Annotated in this window: 19 protein-coding genes, 2 tRNA genes and 1 pseudogene; 10 read left to right on the plus strand and 12 right to left on the minus strand. The window is 35.6% G+C overall.

Annotated elements, in window-relative coordinates; all coding sequences use genetic code 11:
* Positions 1-228: hypothetical protein (locus tag AB6N09_RS03160; RefSeq protein ID WP_411131499.1), on the plus strand; the 228-nt coding region annotated here is incomplete at its 5' end.
* Positions 229-752: 524 nt separating this feature from the next.
* Here AB6N09_RS03160 and AB6N09_RS03165 read toward each other — a convergent pair.
* From AB6N09_RS03165 to AB6N09_RS03175, 3 genes are all read right to left on the minus strand, one after another.
* Positions 753-828 (minus strand) — tRNA-His (locus AB6N09_RS03165).
* Between the two features lie 205 nt (positions 829-1,033).
* Positions 1,034-2,377, minus strand: coding sequence for a signal recognition particle protein (gene ffh / locus AB6N09_RS03170; RefSeq protein ID WP_411131500.1), 1,344 nt, complete (start codon positions 2,375-2,377; stop codon positions 1,034-1,036).
* Positions 2,362-3,921: a proton-conducting transporter transmembrane domain-containing protein gene (locus AB6N09_RS03175; RefSeq protein ID WP_411131501.1), complete on the minus strand. Its 1,560-nt coding sequence runs from the start codon at positions 3,919-3,921 to the stop codon at positions 2,362-2,364. The genes ffh and AB6N09_RS03175 overlap by 16 nt, the downstream gene beginning before the upstream one ends.
* An 823-nt stretch (positions 3,922-4,744) precedes the next feature.
* Here AB6N09_RS03175 and AB6N09_RS03180 point away from each other — a divergent pair.
* Positions 4,745-5,686 carry a hypothetical protein gene (locus AB6N09_RS03180; RefSeq protein ID WP_411131502.1) on the plus strand — a complete coding sequence of 314 codons (942 nt, stop codon included), beginning with the start codon at positions 4,745-4,747 and terminating at the stop codon, positions 5,684-5,686.
* Positions 5,687-5,726: 40 nt separating this feature from the next.
* Here the strand turns inward: AB6N09_RS03180 and miaA are convergent, their stop codons facing one another.
* The gene (gene miaA, locus AB6N09_RS03185; RefSeq protein ID WP_411131503.1) at positions 5,727-6,575 is read right to left on the minus strand and encodes a tRNA (adenosine(37)-N6)-dimethylallyltransferase MiaA; all 849 of its coding nucleotides are present in this window, start codon (positions 6,573-6,575) and stop codon (positions 5,727-5,729) included.
* 75 nt (positions 6,576-6,650) lie between these two features.
* On the opposite strand from miaA, the gene AB6N09_RS03190 reads away from it, so the two are divergent.
* The 4 genes from AB6N09_RS03190 to AB6N09_RS03205 all read left to right on the plus strand — a co-directional run bounded on the left by AB6N09_RS03190 (position 6,651) and on the right by AB6N09_RS03205 (position 9,453).
* Positions 6,651-7,121 carry a hypothetical protein gene (locus AB6N09_RS03190; protein WP_411131504.1) on the plus strand — a complete coding sequence of 157 codons (471 nt, stop codon included), beginning with the start codon at positions 6,651-6,653 and terminating at the stop codon, positions 7,119-7,121.
* Positions 7,122-7,610: 489 nt separating this feature from the next.
* Positions 7,611-8,117, plus strand: coding sequence for a ribosome maturation factor RimM (gene rimM, locus AB6N09_RS03195; RefSeq protein WP_411131505.1), 507 nt, complete (start codon positions 7,611-7,613; stop codon positions 8,115-8,117).
* 62 nt (positions 8,118-8,179) lie between these two features.
* Positions 8,180-8,746 carry an elongation factor P gene (gene efp, locus AB6N09_RS03200; protein WP_411131506.1) on the plus strand — a complete coding sequence of 189 codons (567 nt, stop codon included), beginning with the start codon at positions 8,180-8,182 and terminating at the stop codon, positions 8,744-8,746.
* 8 nt (positions 8,747-8,754) lie between these two features.
* Entirely contained in the window at positions 8,755-9,453 is a 699-nt protein-coding gene (locus AB6N09_RS03205) for an inositol monophosphatase family protein (protein ID WP_411131507.1), read from the plus strand.
* On the opposite strand, the gene hemA is transcribed toward AB6N09_RS03205, so the two are convergent.
* The 4 genes from hemA to htpG form a co-directional block, all read right to left on the minus strand.
* Positions 9,445-10,647, minus strand: coding sequence for a 5-aminolevulinate synthase (gene hemA / locus AB6N09_RS03210; RefSeq protein ID WP_411131508.1), 1,203 nt, complete (start codon positions 10,645-10,647; stop codon positions 9,445-9,447). The genes AB6N09_RS03205 and hemA overlap by 9 nt on opposite strands.
* A 64-nt stretch (positions 10,648-10,711) precedes the next feature.
* Positions 10,712-13,927: a host RNA manipulator TomO gene (locus tag AB6N09_RS03215; protein ID WP_411131509.1), complete on the minus strand. Its 3,216-nt coding sequence runs from the start codon at positions 13,925-13,927 to the stop codon at positions 10,712-10,714.
* A 61-nt stretch (positions 13,928-13,988) separates the two neighbouring features.
* Positions 13,989-14,165, minus strand: a complete 177-nt coding sequence (locus tag AB6N09_RS03220) for a hypothetical protein (protein ID WP_411131510.1) — start codon at positions 14,163-14,165, stop codon at positions 13,989-13,991.
* Between the two features lie 40 nt (positions 14,166-14,205).
* Complete coding sequence (gene htpG, locus AB6N09_RS03225) at positions 14,206-16,104, minus strand: molecular chaperone HtpG (protein ID WP_411131511.1); 1,899 nt, start codon at positions 16,102-16,104, stop codon at positions 14,206-14,208.
* A 647-nt stretch (positions 16,105-16,751) separates the two neighbouring features.
* Between htpG and AB6N09_RS03230 the strand changes: the two genes are divergently transcribed.
* Positions 16,752-16,823: transfer RNA gene (locus tag AB6N09_RS03230), tRNA-Glu, on the plus strand.
* A 95-nt stretch (positions 16,824-16,918) separates the two neighbouring features.
* Here the strand turns inward: AB6N09_RS03230 and AB6N09_RS03235 are convergent.
* From AB6N09_RS03235 to AB6N09_RS03245, 3 genes are read right to left on the minus strand one after another with little or no spacing between them, the layout of a single operon-like run.
* Entirely contained in the window at positions 16,919-17,296 is a 378-nt protein-coding gene (locus AB6N09_RS03235; protein WP_411131512.1) for a cytochrome c-type biogenesis protein, read from the minus strand.
* A complete protein-coding gene (locus AB6N09_RS03240; protein WP_411131513.1) occupies positions 17,280-18,329 on the minus strand; it encodes a hypothetical protein in 1,050 nt (349 codons plus the stop codon). The genes AB6N09_RS03235 and AB6N09_RS03240 overlap by 17 nt, the downstream gene beginning before the upstream one ends.
* Before the next feature lie 2 nt (positions 18,330-18,331).
* Positions 18,332-18,691 carry a ferredoxin family 2Fe-2S iron-sulfur cluster binding protein gene (locus tag AB6N09_RS03245; protein ID WP_411131514.1) on the minus strand — a complete coding sequence of 120 codons (360 nt, stop codon included), beginning with the start codon at positions 18,689-18,691 and terminating at the stop codon, positions 18,332-18,334.
* Positions 18,692-18,812: 121 nt separating this feature from the next.
* On the opposite strand from AB6N09_RS03245, the pseudogene murD reads away from it, so the two are divergent.
* The 3 genes and pseudogenes from murD to AB6N09_RS03260 all read left to right on the plus strand — a co-directional run bounded on the left by murD (position 18,813) and on the right by AB6N09_RS03260 (position 22,200).
* A pseudogene (murD, locus tag AB6N09_RS03250) lies at positions 18,813-20,156 on the plus strand (UDP-N-acetylmuramoyl-L-alanine--D-glutamate ligase).
* A 6-nt stretch (positions 20,157-20,162) separates the two neighbouring features.
* Positions 20,163-20,762 carry a COQ9 family protein gene (locus AB6N09_RS03255; protein ID WP_411131515.1) on the plus strand — a complete coding sequence of 200 codons (600 nt, stop codon included), beginning with the start codon at positions 20,163-20,165 and terminating at the stop codon, positions 20,760-20,762.
* Positions 20,763-20,850: 88 nt separating this feature from the next.
* Positions 20,851-22,200, plus strand: a complete 1,350-nt coding sequence (locus tag AB6N09_RS03260; RefSeq protein WP_411131517.1) for a hypothetical protein — start codon at positions 20,851-20,853, stop codon at positions 22,198-22,200.
* Here AB6N09_RS03260 and rsmD read toward each other — a convergent pair.
* Positions 22,197-22,745 (minus strand): 16S rRNA (guanine(966)-N(2))-methyltransferase RsmD, encoded by a 549-nt coding sequence (gene rsmD / locus AB6N09_RS03265; protein WP_411131519.1) that lies wholly within the window; start codon positions 22,743-22,745, stop codon positions 22,197-22,199. The genes AB6N09_RS03260 and rsmD overlap by 4 nt on opposite strands.
* Positions 22,746-22,822 lie beyond the last annotated feature (77 nt).

Below are 22,822 nucleotides of genomic sequence, written 5' to 3' on the forward strand. Positions count from 1 at the left end.
TTCATTCGCCTCTCTATTTCACACATGACGCATAATTGCACCTTTTCCATAACGCTCACTACCTTGACTCTTTACCAAAGCAGCTTATGGTTGTTTGAAGCCTGCTCTTGTAACTCGGCTCCGAGGCTTATCTATTGTGCAGCTTCAACTTACCGCTTCTACGGCACACTCATCCCAGCACTTGATACTGGGATCCAGTTTTCCATAAAACGTTGTATTTTAACATAACTTTGTATGCTCACCTACTTGATAAAATTCTTAGATTCCAGTGTCATGCGCTGGAATGATACCTTTCTGCCTGGTTCATGAATTGCTTTAGCTATAAATATTTAAGAAATTTACCAAGCGAAAAAAAAGGCAAAGAAACCACGAGTGGCGAGTTTTGACTCTATAATACTTTAAATTGGCACTATAATAATTTACTGACGCTTAGTTTAAGCATGATTTGGCTGAATGTAGAAAAAATGAAAAAGACATGCAGCCGCTATAATTTGATACAATCCGCTAAAAATACCCTGAGCTTTTTACTGAATTTTGTCACTGAGCCTGCAGATCAAAAACAAGTTTTGAGTCAAAAACGCTCTTAGTGCTATAATAAGGGTAACGGCGAATGTTGTCAAGTAGTTTTTTTTATTGAATGACGCTATGGCTTTTTCTCCACTGTTGTCTTCCGTCCTTTGTATAGCAGAAGTCAGTATAAGTATATATAAAGCCTACTAACGCTTATATTTCTGTAAAGCAAAAAATTTTAGTGGGGCGAGCGACCAGGATCGAACTGGCGACATTCAGTACCACAAACTGACGCTCTACCAACTGAGCTACGCCCGCCAAAGTATAAAATTTCTGATACATTAGCACAGAAAGTATAAAATTTCTAACATACCAGCGCAAAAAGTCAATTGACTATTTAAGTAGATTTTTTACTTCAAACTGTATTATAGTTATATGTAAAATAGTGGGGGTTTCTAAGATGTGCAGCCCCACAATTCCTCCCTTGATGGTATTTTTCTCACACTTTCTGGGACCAAACTCTCTACTTTCTGCTTAGCATATCCATCAAATCAGACTCTTTGAGTTTGCTGTGGTTAACTTTGCTGAACTTGTTTACCATCGCGCTCATTTGGTTATATTGCTTAACTAAGAGATTAACATCTGGTACACTCGTTCCAGAACCTTTTGCAATTCTAAGCCTCCTCTTGCCATTTAGAATATCTGGATTTTGCCTTTCTTTTTCAGTCATCGAATTTATGATAGCTATATATTTTTTCACTTTGCTATCATCTGGCACTCCGCTACTTAGCTTTTTTGTAAACGAGCTTGGAATGAACTTCATTATATGGCTGATGCCATCCATTTTATTCAGAGTTTTTAGCATTCCTACCAAATCATTCAGGTCAAATTTACCTTTTTTTACTTTCTTTTGCAGTTTATCGATTTCTTCATGACCAACGATCTCGGCAGCTCTTTCAACCAACGAGACGACATCACCCATATCAAGTATCCTTTTTGCGATTCTATCTGGGTAAAAGTCATCGAGGTCACTTAGCTTTTCACCACAAGCAATGAATTTAATTGGGCAATTAGTTGTCATTTTCATAGAGAGAGCAGCACCACCACGTGCATCGCCATCAATACGAGTGAGAATAATGCCAGTTACGCCTATTGTCTCATTGAATGATTTAGCAATGTTCACTGCATCCTGGCCGATCATCGCATCGGCTACTAAAATAACTTCTGCAGGTGAGGCTATTTCTTTCACCGCTTTCAACTCATTCATCATATTTTCGTCGATATGAAGCCTACCCGCGGTATCTAGTATCAATACATCATAGTTGTCGTTCTTTGCTGCTGCCATTGCCCTTTTTGTAATTGCAATAGGCTTTTCATCCATCGCTATAGGTAAGGTTTGTACGTCTATTTGCTTACCGAGTACCTCAAGCTGTTTCTGGGCAGCCGGCCTGTAAATATCCAAAGAGGCAAGCATTACTTTTTTCTTCTGTTTCTTTAGCTTTAAGGCAAGCTTTCCTGAGGTGGTTGTTTTACCTGCACCTTGTAAGCCCACCATCATAATTATAGCAGGGGGTTTAACTGCGAGATTCAATTCACTTTTTTCCGGTCCGAGAATTGCAACCAAATTATCCTGCAGAATTTTGATTATCATTTGTGCTGGAGAAACGCTTTTTATGACTTTTTCCCCTATGACCTTATCTTTAATGTCATTGATGAACTTTTTTGCAACTTCAAGCGAAACATCAGCTTCAATTAAGGCTATACGTATTTCACGCATAGCAACGCTGAAGTCATCTTCGGAAATGATTGACTTTCCCCTGAGCTTGTTGAATACAGAATTTAAACTCTCGGTCAATGACTTAAACATAACAGTACTAGTAGAACACTCATAAAAAAAAGAGAAGAAGCTGAAACGAAACTCACTGAGTTATAACTTAGCACTTCTTTAAGTTTAGCAGTATTATTAGAGTATAGACTGACAAGCGAATTAGTCAAGTTTTGCAGTGCGCTAGCAGACATCTTTCTCATTTTGAAAACTAATTTATTGAACAGTGAAACAGCGTAGGGTATGAGAGCTCTGAAAATCCAATCGATATCCATTTTAAAGTTTATTCTCGGCAGAAATAACTTGCGTAAGGGGATAAACAACAAGGTAGCACATAGTAATGAAATAAATTGTGACCAGATATTTTGTGTGTTATACGCAAGATTAAAAATCGCAGGTTTGTTGTAAATAGGTAAGTAAGGATTGCCAACAATTACGCATATAAATGCTAAAATAACCATGGCTATTCCACCCCCTTCCTCTGCTGAAGGTTTTGACTTGCTTTTGGCAATAAATACGTAGTAAAGAAACTTAAGTCCTACGCTTAAATAAAGCAATAAATTCAGAATTTTGTGTAAGCTTTCGTACAATTCTAAATCAGTACCATTCATTTTAATTTCAGCTGCAATATATGATTTACTGATAAATCCAGCAGTCCCAGGAAATGCAGCCATTGTAAGTATTGCGATTATAGTATACATACCTTCTACTGACATGAATTTGCTTGCTCTATTAAAATTCACCACTTTTGTCCGCAAGATAATCGTGTTGGCAACAGCAATGAGCAATAGTTGATAGGCAATGGAAAAAATTATGTTGAGAGCAAGTAGTGGTACAGCATTTTCCAAGCGGCTAAGCAGACTCCCTGTCATAATTAGTATGCCCATTTGCCCTACAACATTGTAGGCTAAAAACCTACGGATATTTTGTTCAAGGGAGGCAAATATAATACCATAAATAGCAGTGATAGTGCCCAAGAATGCTAATATTTCAACATAATCTTGCCAAAGGTTGTAAGTATGCAGGAGCGCTACTAAAAAAGAAATCTTAGTAGTAAATAGGGAAAGGTATGACGCACCATGTAATGATGCAGCAGGATATGTATCAACAACCCAGAATGAAGAAGGAAAACAGGCACAATTTATTAATAGACCTATAATTATTAGATTAGAACTTTGAGTTGCTAACCCTGCTGTTAGCACAACCCCAACAAAAAAGTGTACACAAGCATACCTTACTGCAGGTCCATTATCTTTGCTGCCGGCTGCGATAATAAAAGATGCACTGATAGCCATTAATTCACAGAATATCACAGCCAATAATATCTGCTTAGATAATATTGCACACAGTGAACTGATAGTATAAGCAAAAAAGGATAGCATTTCCGAAAAGCTTAAATTTTTTGCTGGTAAGACAATTAGAAATGCAGCTAATAAAAAAGATATCAATATGATGCGAAAAGATAAATCAAAATTTAGAACAGGATAAGACCAATCCAACGTGTTATCCAAATTCTCAGGTAATTTTAGTGCTACAATTACTAATATAGATAGCAGAAATAACAGCGAAAATTTATAAGGTTGCACGACAATTTAAGTCAATATAGTTTATACTATCTCAATGAATAAATAAAATCAATTTGTATGTATTAACTACTAATTAAACTAATTATCATATAATTGTATCAGGGTTAGTGGGTTATAGGAAACCGGTCAGATTAGGTTTTTAATCCAACCTGACCGATAGCTTTAATAGTGAGGTAGGCCTTAATATAACATGTCCAATTTATAGTACTACATTCGTGCACAATCTATTTGAAATTTGTGCACGAGTGTTAGTAAATTATTTACTTTCTGAAATAAAGTTCAGCATTAATTTTTACGGTTAGCATAAAAATAGTTATTTTCTTATTTTATATTACCATGCTATAATAGCTATTATAGCATAAAGTTGTTAATAATATGTATATTTTAGCATATTAGATGAAGGTTCAGTCTGACAGCCTAGTGTCATCCAAGTAGCTGGCTGGCACCCAAGAAATTTTGCTTGTAAATGAGCGCGCCGAGTTAGTGAACATAAAAGTAGCGAATCTTGTGTTACGCTGGCTAGGTTTTCCCACGTCATACCGCAGCAAACGCTAACGCGTAGCGAAACAATGGTTTTTTAAATCGTCGGCCAGCTACATTTACTAGATTTCTTACATAGCCAATTTATGGTGAGGAAAAACGCAGATAAGCACCGTGGAATACTTGAAGTTTGAGGAGCACAAGCAAGTTTTGACGCAAAATCAGAAAGCAGGTTATACAAGAGATTTACTGTTATATAACTTAATAATTAAATATTTTCATTGACTTATTAACTATTTTGTGTATTGTTATATTATTGGTGGTTTATATCAAAACATTAGTAATGAGTAGCTCTACACAAAAAAATCCAGTAGTTACACTAAAAGCTCAGGCATACAACTTTAATTTTGAAACCTTAAAAGCTAAAGCAGTAAGTAAGGGAGGGTGGAACGAAATTAACTGTGGCTTCACGGCATTCAAAGACCTTCCGAGAATGGGATTTATTATTAACAAGACAAATATAGGTGAAGTATTAACTCCTGCATTAATAGCAGGAGTTGAACAACATGAATTTGATAAAGCTTGGGATGACTATTGTGAAAACAAAAAAATCCCTGATCGTGAAAAACCTGACAAGAGAAAGGAGTTTGAAGAATTTTACAATCTAGGTACAAAGTATACTAACCTATTACCAAAGGAAAAAGCCGGAAATTATCGACCATTTGGAAAACAAGTTTTTATAGAGCTATTCGAATATGCTGAAGCTCAAGTCCCAAGCGATCCTCTCTTAGAGGAACTGGTTACCAACTGTAATCAAGCAGGATATGAAGGTGCTTTATTTACACAAATTAGCCTTGGTAAGTATGGTCTAATGCTACAAAATCCTGTAAAAGTGATAAATATTGACTGTACTGATATAAATCACATAACAGTGAAATCTGATATGATAATGCCTGTAGTTAAATTTGATGATCCAGAAGAAGAAACTTGCTGGATAAATAGTTCACTAGAATTCATACTTGAGTCTCAAGATGGGAAAAATGGCGTAACATATAAAGATGGTAAATTGTCACTCACTATTCCTCGAGAATTGAGAGATTACAAAATAGATGGCAGAAATTTATTTGATATTATTCAAGAGTATTTTTACAAATTTTGCGAGAAATTAGGATTTAAGTTTGAAGTAGAAATAGAGCGCAATTTAGGTGATCCGATGGAAGTGAACAGCCATCTGGAAGGTGTGCAGCCGCCCATTGATAGCAATGAGCACGGAAATACACCTTGAAACTAACAGTTAACAAGCGCTTTCAGCTTGTTTGAATCACTTAAGAACTCGGAAATTGATTTTTAAACCAGGTGTACTGGCGCTTTGCGTAGTGCCTTGTGTTTGTTTGAGCAATTTGTATTGCTTCATCTAAATTGAGCTCACCTTTTAAGTATTTTATAATTTCTGGCACTCCGTGTGCTTTCATAGCTGGCAAATGTGGAGCTAGGTTCATGCTAAGTAGCTTTTCTACTTCATCAATTGCTCCATTTTCAACCATCTTAATAAAACGAGAATTTATTTTTCGGTATACGTTTTCACGCTCAGGCAAAATTGTATATATCTTAGAATTATTGAATAAAGTGGGCTGTCTATTCTCTTGCCATACGAAAATTGACTTGCCAGTTTCAGTGATAACTTCAAGTGCCCTTGAAAGTCGGTGCGAGTCGTTCATGAATATTTTACCTTGAATTTTTGAGTCTTTGCTTAACACTAATTTGTAGAACTCCTCTTTACTTAAACTTTTCCTAAGTTCACTTACATTTTGCCTTACTTCATGGCTTATTTGTGGAATTGACGATAAGCCCTTGACTAAGCTGCTGATATAAAGCCCACTTCCTCCAGTGATGATAGGTGTTCGTGAATTCTCCAGCGCACTATTGACTTCTCTCTTTAAATCCTCTAGCCATAAACCTACGGAATAATTTTCTCTTGCTGAAACATAACCATATAGTTTATAAAATTTTTCTTGCCTTGGTGGCTGAGCAGTAATTATGGGAATTTCTCTATATACCTGCTTCGAATCGCAGTTTATTATGTCAATATTTCCATATTTTTCTATCAAGCTATCGCACAATTCTGATTTACCTGAAGCTGTAATTCCTGTAATAATTACTAGATTATCTCTCATTTATATTAATTTAATTAACGTATGATAGGGTGTAGTAAAAATTTAGATTCTACAATCTAAAGTTTGGAGATTTTTATGACAGAGAACAACGATGATAACTCATTTACTAAGCGTTTCACAAACAGGACTCCTGGCGATACAGGAGGAGGTTTTTCCAGTAAGTATTCATCCCAAAACACCAAAGGGCGTGCACTAGGGGAAAGAGGAAAAATCTCTCAGCTAGCAAGCAAAAAAACTGAATCCAAAGAAGCTTTTTCTGAAAGTGGCAGCATAAAAAGTAAAAGCAGAACTGTCAATGAGAGATCCTTTGCTGACGCAACAAGAAGAAGTAGATCAGACCTCATATATTTAGTTCGTGGTAAAGATCGCGGAAGATTAGCATGGCATTATGTATTAGTCGATAAGGATAAGAGAGAAATGTTTCTTGCAAAAAGTAGGACTGGCTCCATGGATGTTGCAGATTATGGGGAAATTCTATATTCAGGATGGGGAGAAGATCCACCACAAGAAATAGTTGATAAAATCAATGAAGAGTTTGGGCTATAGCAAATCTGTTGCGAACCCCACATCGGACTTTTGCATAACCGAAACTGAAAATTTTGGCATTTTTTGTGTGCTCTTAAGTTGCTTGGCTATGAGTGTTAAGAAATTTACCAAGTGAGAAAAAAAGGCAAAAGAAACCCTGAGTAGCTAGTTATTTACTATCTATCTTATAACATTGGCGTTTTTGATGTCTTAAACGACTCATAAGCGCGTTTCAGCTTGTATAGGTAAAAACCAGAAGTTTTAAAAAGACATGCAGTGCACATAGTGCAAAAAATTAAACATGAGACACCAAATATACTAAGTTTTTTTTGTCATTCAATCTGCACAGATTGAAGATAAATAATAGCCTTAGTCTCATTGTAATGGTAACGTCGAAGGTTGTCAAGTAGTTTTTTGCTTCTATTGAGATAGAGTTATAGCTTTTTTTTCACTGTTATCTATTGCTTCCGACGCTGTAGACAAAAAACTAGTTTTAATTATCATATTAACATGAACGATAACTTAGTATACCTAGGAATCATTACTTCTCCTCACGGAATTAAAGGAGCTGTTAAAGTAAAAACTTTCACTGAAAAACCCCAAAATATTTCTCTATATGGTGAGCTGATAAGTGGTGATGAGAGTTATAAGATAGACTCAGTGTCCGTCATAGGTGATAATTTAGTAATAGCCACAATAAGCGGAGTAAATTTTCGTAACGAAGCAGAGCTTTTAAGAAACAAAAAATTGTACATAAAAAGAAACAAACTGCTAAAACTAAATAATGAGAACGAGTTTTATCACAGTGACCTTATAAATATAGAAGTAAGGCTAGAGAATAATGAATTATATGGCTATATAGAATCTATACATAATTTCGGTTCAGGAGATGTATTGGAAATTTCAGTCATCGGCACAAAAAAGAATATTATGCTGTCTTTTACTAAAGAGATATTTCCGCATATAAACGTAAAGGAAAGGTATATAGCGCTCAATATGCCGGAATTTATTGATTAACAAAGGTTTTGATATTTACAAAAAAGCACTTATAATTATAAGATCAAGCTGAAAGTATAATTATGGTAGAAAGAGCTAATGATATTAGGCCACGTCAAGTATTGGAACATAATGGCGGTTTGTTTTTGGTTGTAAGTATTATGCATACTCAACCTGGCAAGGGTGGTGCATACATACAAGCAGAAATGAAGAATATTAAAACTGGAGCAAAACACTATGAAAGGTTCCGCTCTGATGCAACAATCAGAAGAGCAATTTTAGATGAAGAAGAATATGTTTATCTCTTTACTGAAGGAAATATTGTGAACCTTATGCATCCGAGTAATTACGAGCAGATCACTATAAATTTGGACTTATTGGGAGAAAAAAAGATTTATTTACAGGATAATATGAAAGTTAAAGTAGTAATTTACCAGGATAAAATAATCTCTGCGCATGTGACTGATTATGTTACATTGACTGTAAAAGAAACAGGGTCTGTTATTAAAGGGCAGACTATTACTTCCTCTTATAAACCTGCAATTTTAGAAAACGGAATGCGTGTTAACGTGCCTCAATTTATAAAAGAAGAGGACAAAATTGTAGTATATACCCCAGATGACAGCTATTACGAAAGGGTAAAAGAGTAAAAGGAAGAATGTCCATTTCATCACCACGGATTAATGTGATGCTTGATTCTGTACGCAGTGCTTCCAAACAGCTTATGCGTGATTTCAATGAATTGCAAATTTCCAATATTAAGTCAGCAGACTTTATTAATAAAGCTTACTCAAGATGCAAGCAAACTATATACAATCGCTTACATGATTACAAACAAGACTACGGTTTTATCTTTGAAGACAATATTGATCAAGAAGTAAAAGATGAAACTTATACCTGGTTCATTATGCCTATAGAAAGCAGAGAGAATTTTTCCAGTTGTATGGTTTATTTTGCAGTGTCGGTCTGTCTAATCCATAAAAACAAAGTTGTAGCGGCTGTAATTGATGCTCCAGCTCTCAAAGAAACTTTTTGGGCAGAAGAGAAAAAGGGGGCTTTTCTTGAAGACTTTAGATCTCGTCATATAAAAATGCGAGTGAAAAGTCGTGAAGGAGGCTTAATAGATGTAAGTGGTAACTTGTTAAATAAATTACTGCCTAACAATAGCAATGTACGTTCCATCGGTTCAACAGTTTTAGGTTTTGCATACCTTGCCGCAGGAAGATATAGTGGAATAGTTTACTCTGGAGTTAACAAATATAAAGCCTTGCTTGGCAAACTTTTTCTGCAAGAGAGTAGCGGAAGGCTAATAGAAGAAAATGGATTAATCATTGCTGGAGATATAAAACTAACATAAACAAGCTACAGAGATAGACAATTTCTCAAAAACTTTTACAAGGGATTCTGTTAAATGTCTTATCATTTCGTCAGTATGATAAGGTGTAGGGGTAATACGAAAACGCTCAGTCCCTCTTGAGACTGTTGGATAATTTATATGTTGAACATATATTCGATGCTCATCAAATAATAACTTTGATGCTATTTTGGATAACTCTGGATCACCAATTATTATTGGAATTATATGAGTTTTTGTTAGGATAAGATTAATTCCCGCGTTTCTCAGTGAGTTTTTTACCTTTTCAACAACTTGTTTTTGCTTTTCCCTTTCAATGTTACTTGATTTTAGATGCTCAACGCTTGCCTTTGCTGCCGCTGCTAAAACAGGTGACATAGCGGTGGTGAAAATAAATCCTGGAGCGGAACTTCTTATTACATCCACCAAGCTCTTTGAAGACGCTATATATCCACCCATCACTCCAAAAGCTTTCGATAATGTACCTTGAATAACAGTCACTCTATCCATCAGACCTTCTCTTTCTGCAATTCCGCCACCACGCGGACCATACATGCCAACTGCGTGTACCTCATCCAAATAGGTAATTGCATTATATTGATCTGCCAAATCGCATATTTCTCTCAGCGGCGCTATATCGCCATCCATTGAATATATGGATTCAAATGCTATTATCTTTGGTGTTTTTCTGTTCACGAACTTTAACAACTGCTCTAAGTGATCAATATCATTATGCCTGAATATATATTTAGGTCTTTTTCCTGACTTTATGCCTTCTATCATCGAAGAGTGGTTTTTCTCATCTGAAAAAATTACCACGTCAGGAATGACGGACAATAAAGTGCTAAGTGTAGTCTGGTTTGCGAGGTAGCCACAAGCGAAAGTTAAAGCGGCTTCCTTGTTGTGTAAACAAGCTAAAGATTGCTCAAGTTCAACAACCTCTTTTGTTGTACCGGAGATATTTCTCGTTCCTCCTGCGCCAACAGACGAGTTGTGAATAGCAGCAATAACACTCTCATTTTGTGACATCCCTAAATAGTTATTACTGCACCAGACGATTACTTCTCTATTTCTTTCATAATCCATAATATAGGGAAGCCTGCCAGGCAACGACGCAAAATGCGTGAATTCACGATAGCGCCCTTCCTCTTTTATATCTTTGATTTTGTTTAAGAATATTTCTTCGTAGTCTACCAAGTTTTTATCTATTAATAACTAATAAAATTATAATAAATTATTCAATGGTAGACTACTATATTTATTATACAGATGTAGCTACAGGTTCTTTCTTCTCATTGGGTACAACCTTTTCGACTTTATTGGTTTCAATAAAGCTGCTAAGCCATTCATAGTGATACATAACTGCTGCAGCAACTAGACAAGAAACTCCAACTGCTATTCCCACTGCTAACATCTCCAAGTGAACCGCAATAGTCACTCCTAGAGCAACTACAGCTATTGCTAATATAGAAGCAGCTATAGTATGTAGATTGCTACTTTTTGTGTTTTGTGGAGTAGTGTTGTTCACTTGCTCGGGTTTTTTGCTAGTTGATGAAAGCGTTGGTACTGGTGTTGGTTCAGGTGTTGGATATGGATCTTCTTGGCGATTATTGTCATCCTCTTCTGAAAATAGCCATGATAGACCATAATCATCATCCATTTGTGCTGCGTCTCCAATAGGAGAAGTTTGTTTTTCCTTGTTACCATCAACTGATGGCACGGCAGTACCACCCTGAACACTCATACTGCTAGATTTGCTGTTGACTGCTAAAGTTTTTGGCTGTTGCGAATCACCAATATTTGCTGTAACAACTGGTTGTTGTGGACTATTTCTCCCAGAAGTAGGAACGCTTCCTATATTCTCAAATGGAGGGACACTACCAGAACCTGGAAGTGGAGAAACTTCCACATACCTACCATTGCTACTGTTAGTATCACCTTCACCACTTGTAGGTACATAAACGAAGCTTGAAGAACTACTACTATGCCTACTTATAGAACTCTGTGGTGAAAGTGATGGTGAACCTGGTTGATCCTCTTCACTTTCTTTAGGCTCTGCCGCAGGAGTTGCCTGACTATCTGTAGCAGCACTATCATCTACTGATGGTGCTGCACCACCAATGCTTTTGAGCTTTGTTTCAAGCAGTTTTATAATTTGTGTGAGTCTATTTTCCTGGCCCTGTTTTTTCTTACTACCTTTCTCCAAGTTTGCAATTCTTTCATTTGCTTTCTTTAGAGCTTCGCTTAAAATGGATTCAGTTACATTAGTGTCCTTTTCTACTAAACCTTTCAACTGATTAACATCGATACTTTCGATAGCACCAAGCAATCTTTCTTCTATGCTTTTTGTATCTTGATCACTACCATGCATTTCACCTTCCTTATAATTATTGCTTATTAGGATGCTTCGTTGAAGCATTTCTATTGTACATAATATTTTTCCTTTATCCAAAGCATTTTTTTGTGGCTGTTTACTACCAGTGCTTTTAGGTTCTGGGTTTTTTGGTAAAATGTTACTTTTTATAACTGGAGTGGCTGGTTTATCTGCAACGTTATCACTTCTTTTTCGTATTATAAAAGTTCCAGGAGTTTGGTAAATTGTATTCCACAAATCTTGACGTTCATAACAGTGATATTCCTGTACATCAATAGAAAATTGGAAAATATCTCTAATATGCATTAAACAAAGTATAGAACAGACATTCTCTTGGTATTCACTGGGTTTCTGACCTTCAGTGTATGCATCATATGCTGTATGAACAATCTGAGCCACCCCATTTATAATATCCGGAAAATGACTATAGTTATACTCACGTAAAACTTCAGATTGTAATAATCTATTTTCCTTTTCCAAATCTTCTATACGCATTTCTATGCTAGATTTAAAATTCTTACACTCCTCTTGAAAAATTACGTTAACTGCATCAATTTCTGTGCATAAGTAACATACTTTCTTGACTAAGGAATAATCTTCTTGGTCCATTGAGTAGTGTGTTGCACTCTTCAGTATATTTTGTATAACCTGCCTGATTACTTGCTCATTGTGTGGTACGTTTTGATAGATTTGAATGTGAGTAAGCACAGTGACTATAGTGTCTTCATTTCCAATGTTAGACAATGCAATGAGAGTTGATTCGTATGTGTTATCAAATTCGGTACCCTTCAATTTTTGATTGAGATAATCGATAACATCATTGCTGCATTTAGTACATTTTTTACATAAGTGTTCAATAAATGCAACATTGCCAACATCCAGTGCAGCTTTCAGAACTAGATCATAAATCTTCTCTGCTTTTTCTTTACGAGAACCATTTGTACCACCGCTTATAATTTTCTTTATAATTTGTTTGTTTAGTTGCTCAATAACCCTGTTATCAGCAAATGCTTCTTTGTAGATTCTCTGAATTACTGGACCTTTGTTTTCGGTACATTTCTTACACAAGTATTCAACAACTGAAACATGTTCCTGGCTTATTGCAGTCTCTAATAAAGTAGCAAAACTCTTTTTTAATAACTCTTCTATTGAAGCTTTTTTGGTTGGCTCATTAATATACCTTTCAAATGCAGCTAGCACTATTGTGATAAACTCTTCATTCTGAACTAACGACGCTGTTTCAAGCACACCATACGTAGAATCAGGGCCGATTGTTTTTAACACCTGTTCAAGATCTTTCAGGACATACTCAACAAAAACTGTGTCTAATAAATTCTGTTCTTTTCTTAATGCTATAGCCGAAAAGAAGCCAATCTTACTAAGTTCGACAAGTTGTATGGCTTGATTTTTTAATTTATCATAAATACCATCAACACCATGGAACTTTCCTATAAAAGCCTCAGTATATTTTTGATCACCAACAAGTAAAGGTAAAAGATTCAAATTTCCTTCAGCAAAAAGTACACCCTGATACCTTTCTGCCAGCTGATCATTAGATGCAATTACCAATAGTGCCAATTCTTTTACTGAATAATTGCACTTGAACTCTACTTGATCAAAATTATACTGTGATAGTATATTTGAGTATATGTGTTGGTGATTGCTTCTGTTTTGTAAATCCAAATTCAGTTGGTTTGAACAGAAATTTTTGAAGCTTCCACCATCCAGTGCAATAGATTGGCCTTCATAATCTTCAATATTTTGTACAATCTTATCTAGCTCTTCATAGTTACTCTCTTTTATAGCTTGATTTAGAATATTTGTTATTTCAGCAAAAGTTAAACTTTCGGGGACGATGATATACAAATCTTCATCTTTTAACTCTATGGTATGCGATCTATCACAACCATCAGGAAAGTTTGCAAGTATTTCATTCTCTAAGCCTGGATCCTTAGAGAGTATGACTTCACTACCACGTGGAATAGCTGATATCTCTTGATCTTCATCGTTTATAATAACCCAATCTCCACCACCACCCAAGTTTTGGAAGCTAGATTGGACAACTCCTAGATTCATGTTGAACGTTAACTCTATTTTTGGCATTTGTGTTTGCTTCTGCATGTATGTTACGTCGTTTCTTATTCCCAGCTTTAAAAAGTTTTGTCTATCCCCTTTTTTCTGTAAGTGGAATATCTTGAACTTGAACTTTTCCATCAAATTTCAATTTCCTTCCTTGTTCTACTTCCTCGGAAAGAGAACCTTTTAATTCTTCACAGTATACAAGGGCATTAATACCAATCTGTCGATCTCTACTCCCAATAGTTTTATCCTTCAAAATCATATTTATCACTCACCATAAATTAGCTTAATCCAGTATAACACTAAATAACAATCTTGCCAAGCAAGTTATTCAACCTCTTAGCAAAAAGGCTCGCATCGTCCATCTCCTCGCCCTCTACGATACAAGCTTGATAGAATAACAAGTGGATCATATCTTCCAATGTTGGGGTTTCACCATTTTCAGCGTGGGATTTTATTATGCTTTTTATTACAGGATGCTTAGTGTTGATTTCGAACACCTTTGGTGTGCGGTAATTCAGCTGTTTTTGCTCACGTAAAAAACGCTCCATTCTAAGATCCATTGCGCCCCCATCAACTGCTAAACATACAGGACTATCGGTCAATTTTTTGGAAGTTTTTACGCTTTTCACTGAGCTGCCAAGGACCTTAGTGAAATACTCTAATATAGAATCCGTATTTTCTTTGCTCTTTTCTTCATCCGATTTATTTTCTTCGTCTTTTTTCTCTGAGGAGAATTTTTCCAGATCAACGTCCGTACGAGTTACAGACTTAAATTTTTGATCTTTATATTCATGAATTACGCTAGTCCAGAAATCGTCCACTGGATCAACAAACAGAAGAACCTCCAATCCTTTGCTGACAAATCCTTCAAGTTGCGGACTGTTTTTCACCGAATCCAAGCTATTTCCTGTGAGGTAATAAATATGCTCCTGCTCGGGCTTCATTCTGCTTATATAGTCATCAATACTGACTAATTTATCATCACTAGTGCTATGGAATCTGCAAATTGAGAGCAGTGCTTCTCTTTCATCAGTTGGCATAGCTTCACAAAGACCTTCCTTTAAGACTGCACCAAAATTGGTCCAGAATTTCGTGTATTCCTCTAAATTTTCTTTTGCCTTTTTACCGATTTCTGATATCACACGCTTAGTGAGGGATTTTCTGATTTTCTCAACAACTCGATTGTTCTGCAGCGTTTCTCTGCTGATATTGAGAGGCAAATCCGGTGAGTCAACAACACCTTTTAGGAAACGTAGGTATTGCGGTATGATCTGTACATTATCTTCAGTGATAAACACTTTATTTACGTACAATTTCACGGAGCAACGTCTATCTGGGTGAAATAAATCAAAAGGTTTAATAGAAGGAACATAAAGCAAATTCGTGTATTCTATTGCACCTTCATTTTTGTTATGCAATATCATCCAAGGTTCCCCGCCAACATGTGCAACACCGCGGAAGAAATCATTGTGCTCCTCTTGAGTGACATCCTTTTTTGGCTTAGTCCAAATTGCAGCCTTGCTGTTTAGTTTTTCACTTTTTCCTTCTTCATTTACAAATTCAACGGGAAAGTTTATGTGATCCGAATAAGTAATAACGATATTTTCAACGCGAAACTTGTCTAAAAACTCGTTCTTTTCAGGGCGCATAACCAGGGTAATTTTAGTTCCACGAGGGATTTGATCATCTAATTTGCTGATTGAATATTCTCCATCTCCCTTGGATTTCCAGATCCAGGATTCCTCTTCTTCCGCCCTTCGAGACTCAACTATCACCTCTGAGGCAACCATGAAGCTCGAGTAAAAACCGACGCCAAATTTTCCGATTAACTCTACAGTTTGGCTTGAATCTTTGCTATTTTTAATTGCGTCCAAGAATTTTTGTGTACCAGAGCTTGCAATTGTGCCAAGGTTGTCTATTAAATCCTGCCTGTTCATTCCAATCCCATTGTCAGTTATATACAGCTCATTCTTATCTTTATTGGCACTAATGGTGATTTTTAACTCATCACTTGAATCTAGCAAATTAGGATTTAGTTCTGATTCATAGCGTAATTTGTCACATGCATCTGATGCATTTGATATTAACTCACGCAGAAAAATATCCTTGTTGGTATAAAGCGAATGAATTACTATATTCAGCACTTTCCCTACTTCAGCATCAAATTTTAAATTTTCGGTTCCTTTTACGTTATGCATTTTGAGCTCCATTATTAGCCTACTACCTATATAATTTAAGTATTGCACTGCGATCTTTCAAGGTCACGCACGCCAAAATAAAACTTCCCGCATAGCAAACCAGCTTTGGTATACGCGAAAAAACTACTTGACAACCTTCGCCGTTATCCTTATCATAGTAGTGAAGCTGTTATTTATCTTCAGTCTGTGCAGATTAAATGAGAAAAAAACTTAGCATATTTGGCGTCTCATGTTTAATTTTTCGCACTATGTGCACTGCATGTCTTTTTAAAACTTCTGGTTTTTTACCTATACAAGCTGAAACGCGCTTATAAGTCGTTTAAGACATCAAAAACGTCAATGTTATAAGATAGCTAGTGAATAATTAGCTACTCGAGGTTTTTTGCCTTTTTTTCTGCTTAGTAAATTTCTTAAACGTTTATGGCTAAGGTTAGTTGCATTAAAAAGCAGCTAAGTCGGACTTATTAAGCGTTTAGGATAAAAAACGCCAACATTTCGACACAAAAGTAAATAACTAGCCGCCACGGGGCTTCTTTTGCCTTTTTTCGTGTAGTTTAGGTTATGCAATATGTCTACTCTCTGTTTCGCTATGAAACAATTGAATTGACTTTATATGAACAATCAGTATAACTTAGTTAACTTGTATGGACTCTTTCGTCTAGTGGTTAGGACACCACCCTTTCACGGTGGTAACACGGGTTCAAATCCCGTAAGAGTCACTCGTTATGTTTTATGGACTCCTCTTTATGGTACTTTTAGCACAACGCAAATCCGTTTTTCCTTAACTTAATGGGAGTGATAACAGGAGGAGGGGCTACTTGGTGTATTTTCGTATCAGAAAACATCCTATTAGCAGAATTGTGAGTGGAATAAACCATAAAACATAAGTACTAAATTTTACAGGCGGAATGATTATAATTGAATCTCCATAAGAATTTTTCAGCTCTGAAATTATTTGCTCGTTGGCATGTCCATCACTGATCTTTTTACGAATCGTCTTGCGCATATCGTGTGCAATTTTAGACTCGGACTCAGATAATGACTCACCAGAACATATTGGACACTTTATTATTTCAAATAAATTAGTTGCTCGCTTTTCCATGCTTTTGTCTATGAGTTTATTATCCAAAGTAAAAGCGTTTATGCTTAAGTGGAATGTCAATGTAAAAAGTAAGCTAACTACCGCTTTCATTCTTGGTTAGCTCGGTAATTTGACTTAGTTGATTCATAAAATCAGTAGCAGATAACTTTCCAATAAAACTTGACCCTATATCATCGTTGTATTTTATTGAAAATTGAATGCTGTCGTCAGTTGTTTTTTCTGACAAGGAAGATATTAATTTTTCAAGCGCATCCGAGGCTTTCGAGTGACTTTTCTTGTCAGTCATAAACCAGATCAATTCTTTATAATTTGACACGTCCACGTTAATTTTGTCTTTAAATGAAGATGTAACTAAATTGTAATTGTTTATTCCACCATCTGCAGTAAGAGAAAAATTATTACCCCGAATTAAAAATTTTTCTATGTTGAAATTAATTCTAGAGACTGAGATGTGATTTACAAATTCATAATCAAATTTAGTATCAACGTTCAGGTAGTTCTCGGAACTTGCAACCCGATAAGCATAAAAGTCGAATCCTAGCTTAGCGTTTCCATTCAGTTCTTTATTGAGATGAAATTGAATATAATTGCTTTTACCATTCACTTCAGTTATAACACTCTGCTGATTTTCTGAATCAGATGCAACATCACATCTCAGTCCATGATCTTCGTAACGAAGTGTGTCTATATATTCTATCACGGTGCCATTTCTGTCGAACCTTAGCGAAGATGGTAAATCGTTTAGTTTGACAACAAAGTGATTGTTATTGTTTGTATGACATTTTATATTCTTTTTCTCGTCGCCATGAACGGTAATATTGATTTCATTGCTTGGTATGTAGATATATACTGATTTATCGAATAGTCTATTTTTTATCACTAAAGCTTCTGATGAGATAGTTAATTGCCCACTGGGAAACTTTGGGTTTGTCACATGGAAAATTAGATCAGAGGGGAATCCGCTAAAATCATGTGAAATATCGAATTTTTCGTCGTTAATGTATAGTATTGTTTCCGCTAAAAGATTTTTTGTTTTACATGCGGAAAAATACCAAAACCCACTATAAGCCGCGGGGATAAATAAAAGTAAAGAGACAGTAATATAGATGAAAACCTTACGCACAGCTAATCATTCCTTTGTTTATCGAGCGATATGTTTCTTGTACCTCTTGGTATGGTTACACACAAGCCATCAATATCTTTTGTAATTTTTATTTGGCACCCAAGCCTTGATGTCTCTGTCAAGCCAAAAGCTAGATCTAACATATCATTTTCCTCATCAGATATAGGATTATACATTTCTACATCGTCATAAAATTTTGGATCAATGATTACATGACATGTAGAGCAGGCAAGAGAACCTTCACATGCGCCTTCAAGCAAGTCTGGGTCGTTTCTGTGAGCTAAGTTAAGCAGAGTCTCTCCCTCTGCAGCTTCATAACTTTTCTTACTTTCATCGGGTAAAATAAAGGTGACGGATGGCATATTACTTTCCTATTAAAATCCTTACTAATTTTTCTATATTCTACAGGTAATAATTAACATTTGCAAATCCTTTACGTTAAGTCTATTAACAATTTATATAACATCTTCTGAAAAAAAAGTAATGCAACTGAGCAAATACAAAAATCAAAATGTTGCGGTTTTTGGTCTTGGTAAAACTGGTTTGTCTGTCATTAACGCTCTAATGAAGAGCGGTGCAAGAATATATGCATGGGATGATAATAAAGAGCAAATAGCAAATGCAAAAATGATGTATCGGGAGTGTGATTTTATTCATCCCAGTGAATATAATTGGCATGAAATAAGAACGTTGATTTTAAGCCCTGGAGTGCCAATTTCATATCCAACGTCGCATTGGATAGTGAAACTTGCGAGAAGCTATGACTGTAAAATAAAATCGGATATCGAGCTATTTCTTGCAGTTAAAGCTACGAACCAGAAAGTAATAGGCGTCACAGGAACAAATGGTAAATCAACCACTGTGTCACTAATAGGGCACGTATTAAAATCTGCAGGGAAAAAGGTAGCTGTTGGTGGAAATTTAGGTGTTCCTGTTTTGGATCTAGAAAGAGATGCGGAAATTTATATAATTGAGTTCTCCTCTTTTCAATTGGAGTTGATGGATAAGATTAATGTGGACATTGCAGTATTGCTGAATATTACACCAGACCACATAGATAGACATGGAAGTATGGAGAATTATATAGCAACTAAATTAAAACTGATAAACTGCAGTGAGATTGCCGTGATAGGATGTGATAACGAAATTACCGCTGATGTATTCAACAAACTCACTGGAAATAAGATTCCAATTTCAGCTTCGATGTTACCTTTTTTTGTCATCCAAGTGCCCCAACGCTGGAATCCAACCAGTTCATGTAAGTGATATGAAAATAAACTTAACATCCAATGCGGAGAACATAGCAGCCCCATATGCCGTATGTAAGCTGCTTAAAATAGATAACAACACTATTATCGATGGAGTCAAATCCTTCCCAGGTTTGAAACACAGAAATGAATTACTTGGTAAAATAGAAATGTGTTTTTTGTGAACGATAGCAAAGCGACTAATGCCAAATCGAGCGAAAAAGCGATTTTGTCTTATAAAAACATATATTGGATCGTTGGTGGAAGAAGTAAAGAAGGCGGCATAGAGTCACTAAGCAAGCACTTTACAAGAATTAGAAAAGCTTTTCTAATTGGAGAATCAACAGAAGCTTTTGCAAATGTTATAGGAAATAAAGTAGATTGTATGAAGTGTTATAATCTAGAAAACGCATTTAAACTGGCTTTCGAAGAGGCCATAAATAGCAAAGAAGAAGTAACGATATTGCTTTCTCCTGCGTGTTCTTCTTTTGATCATTGGAAAAATTTCGAAGAACGTGGTTACACATTTTGCAGAATGTTTGAAAATCTCAGGTACAATTACATGTACTGTTTAGTATAGTGTTGTATGAAACAAGATGAAATAAAGTCAGTAGTAGACGAACTGATTAGGGTAATTCCATTTGAGGGGATAAGCGATGAAACCTTATTGAAGGCATGCACAGACCTTAACCTAGCTAATAGCTTTTGCAAATTTCAAAATGGAATATATAGCGCTTTGGAGTATATAGCAGAGGACTTAAATAGTTCAATGGAAGCTGAGCTAAGAAACTCCAATTTAGAAGATATGAAAGTGCAGGAGCGGGTAAAATTAGCTGTTCAAATACGCCTCTCAAACTACGCTAAACTACCAAATTATAGAGAATTTTTAAAAAATGTTTTACTATTTTCTGTATTGCCAAAGAATACATACTTTTCTAGTAAACTCTTGTACAGAACTGTTAGTGCAATTTGGTATGGCATCCATGATCAATCAACAGATTTTAATTACTATACAAAACGGGCAATATTAGCTGGGGTGTATCTAAGCACAATGCTCTTCTTCATTAATGACTATTCAGAAGGTTTTGCAGATACTCTATCATTTCTTGACAGACGTATCGACAACGTCATGGCATTTCAAAAGTTCAAAACTTGCTTAAAAGAAATTGTGGGAAGTTTCCTATAGTTTTTTATCATATTAAGATATGTTTTAAAGCTATATAGGCTTTCTTTAGTTTTTATGTTAAGATAACAGGATGTTTATCAATGAAAAAATGAAAGTTATTTGTTATCCTGATCCCAACATTAAGCCAGAAAAAAATGCAAAACACATAATAAACTTTTTTGGGATACTTGGGTGTATTAAGATTAATATACTTGGTAAAGACGAATCGAAAGAGCAAGAAGGTAAATTTAATGTAGTTAAGCATTATTTCGACTATCCTTATTTTTCCAGAATTGTTAACCCAAAACTCTTTCAAAAAGAATTGGACGATGAAGAAAAAAAATTTACTAGGAGGATAATATCACTATGGTTATGTTTTGCTATATTGTCCACTGCTTCTATCATGTCGTTATACTTGGCGCGCCAGAATCAAAAATCAAAAAAAGTGCTTACGGGGTTAGCTTGTGCATCATCAGTATTATTAATTTTGGCTACCATATGTTTTATCGTAGTTTTATCATGGGTGTTTTTTGACTTTATTAAGCAAAAGTTTGTTGTACATAGAATTAAAAGGTTTTTGGAAAATGAAGTCAGCCCTGAATGGATAAAGCGTTATAAGAAAGAGTTTATAGGTGAGACTTGCGATCAAGAGTTAGAAGAAGATATAGAAGATATTATAGAGTTCCTTTTGGAGAGAAAGAAGATTGTAGCACTGTATAACTTTCTAACAAATGGGGAAGAATTAGTCCAAGCCGGGATGGCAATGGTGAACAAGTTGCTTATAGATGGCATAGATCCAAACGACATAGTTTTAGATACTAACTCTCTTGGAGGAGGAGTTGCAGCGGAAGTTCTGAAAAGATTTGAAGATCAGGGTATCCATTTGACACTAATTCACAGTAATTCTTTTAGTTCGCTCAAAGATGCAACTAATAACTTTCCTCATGAAGTAGGGGGCTTTTTCACGAGGCGGCTTCCTGCAAAATTCTTGAATTTTTGGTTTGGGCGTTGTGGGTTAGATTTTAATCCACAGAAAGTTGTAGAGAATACGAAATGCCTTGTATTAATTGCTGGCAGGAAAGGGGATACTGTAATCCCAGAAGAAGCACAACTTGTTAATAAACTTGATGATCTATCTGGAGAAAGGTTAAGAAAAAATATAGTGCTTGAACATAATCCTAATATTCCTTGTAATAATAAGAATATTCACACCGATCATAAAGAACATTTAGTTTGTTGTGAGGATAATGAAGGTACAACAAAATATACCAGTTACAAAGAAATAGAAAATGAATTTATTGAAGATGCACATAAATATTTAGTAGGCAAAGGGCTTAACGAAAAGTTTAATCTAAATGGCTACATTATAAGTGATTTTTCCAGAAACTTGACACAAATAAAATTAGAACCCTTCCTGAAGGCATTGGAATCCCAGAATGAAGCGCATATGCAAGTTTAAGTTGATAGGGAAAGAAAAATTATTCTTGCTATTCCGTAAGTGCGCTCCAAGACTATACTAAAATTTTTATTGCACTGAAAATCTTCGTTTTTCCTGATCTCTAGAATTATCAATGCATCATCACTTAGCCAGCCTGAGTGAGCTAATCCTTCTAAAGTTGAGTGGACTAGATTACTATTGTAAGGTGGATCTATAAAAACTATGTTGCATTGTGAAATGGGTTTTGGTAATTTGTCAGCGCTGCAGCAAATTAGCGTAATATCGTCAGTAATTCCAAGATTTTCTGCCGTTTTCTTAGGCAATTGCAAATTGTAGTAATCTGAATCTACCATGAATGCATGTTTAGCACCGCGGGAAAGTGCTTCAAATGAAAAAGAGCCACTTCCACAGAATAAATCAAGCACATTCGAGTTATAAATAGGCTTTTTTGAAAAAAGTGTGTTGAATATTGCTTCCCGGACAACACCCATAGTAAGCCGTGCGGCTAAATGCTTACCTGTGGCTATCTTTCTTCCGCGATATTTCCCTGCAATAATACGCAGCATACTAAATAAACTCCAAATTAGCTAATTATTTAGTAGTACATGATTAGTGTCAATATAACTTTGGCAGTCCAATTTCC

It is taken from the genome of Wolbachia endosymbiont of Tettigetta isshikii (genome assembly GCF_041154185.1).
GTDB lineage: Bacteria > Pseudomonadota > Alphaproteobacteria > Rickettsiales > Anaplasmataceae > Wolbachia.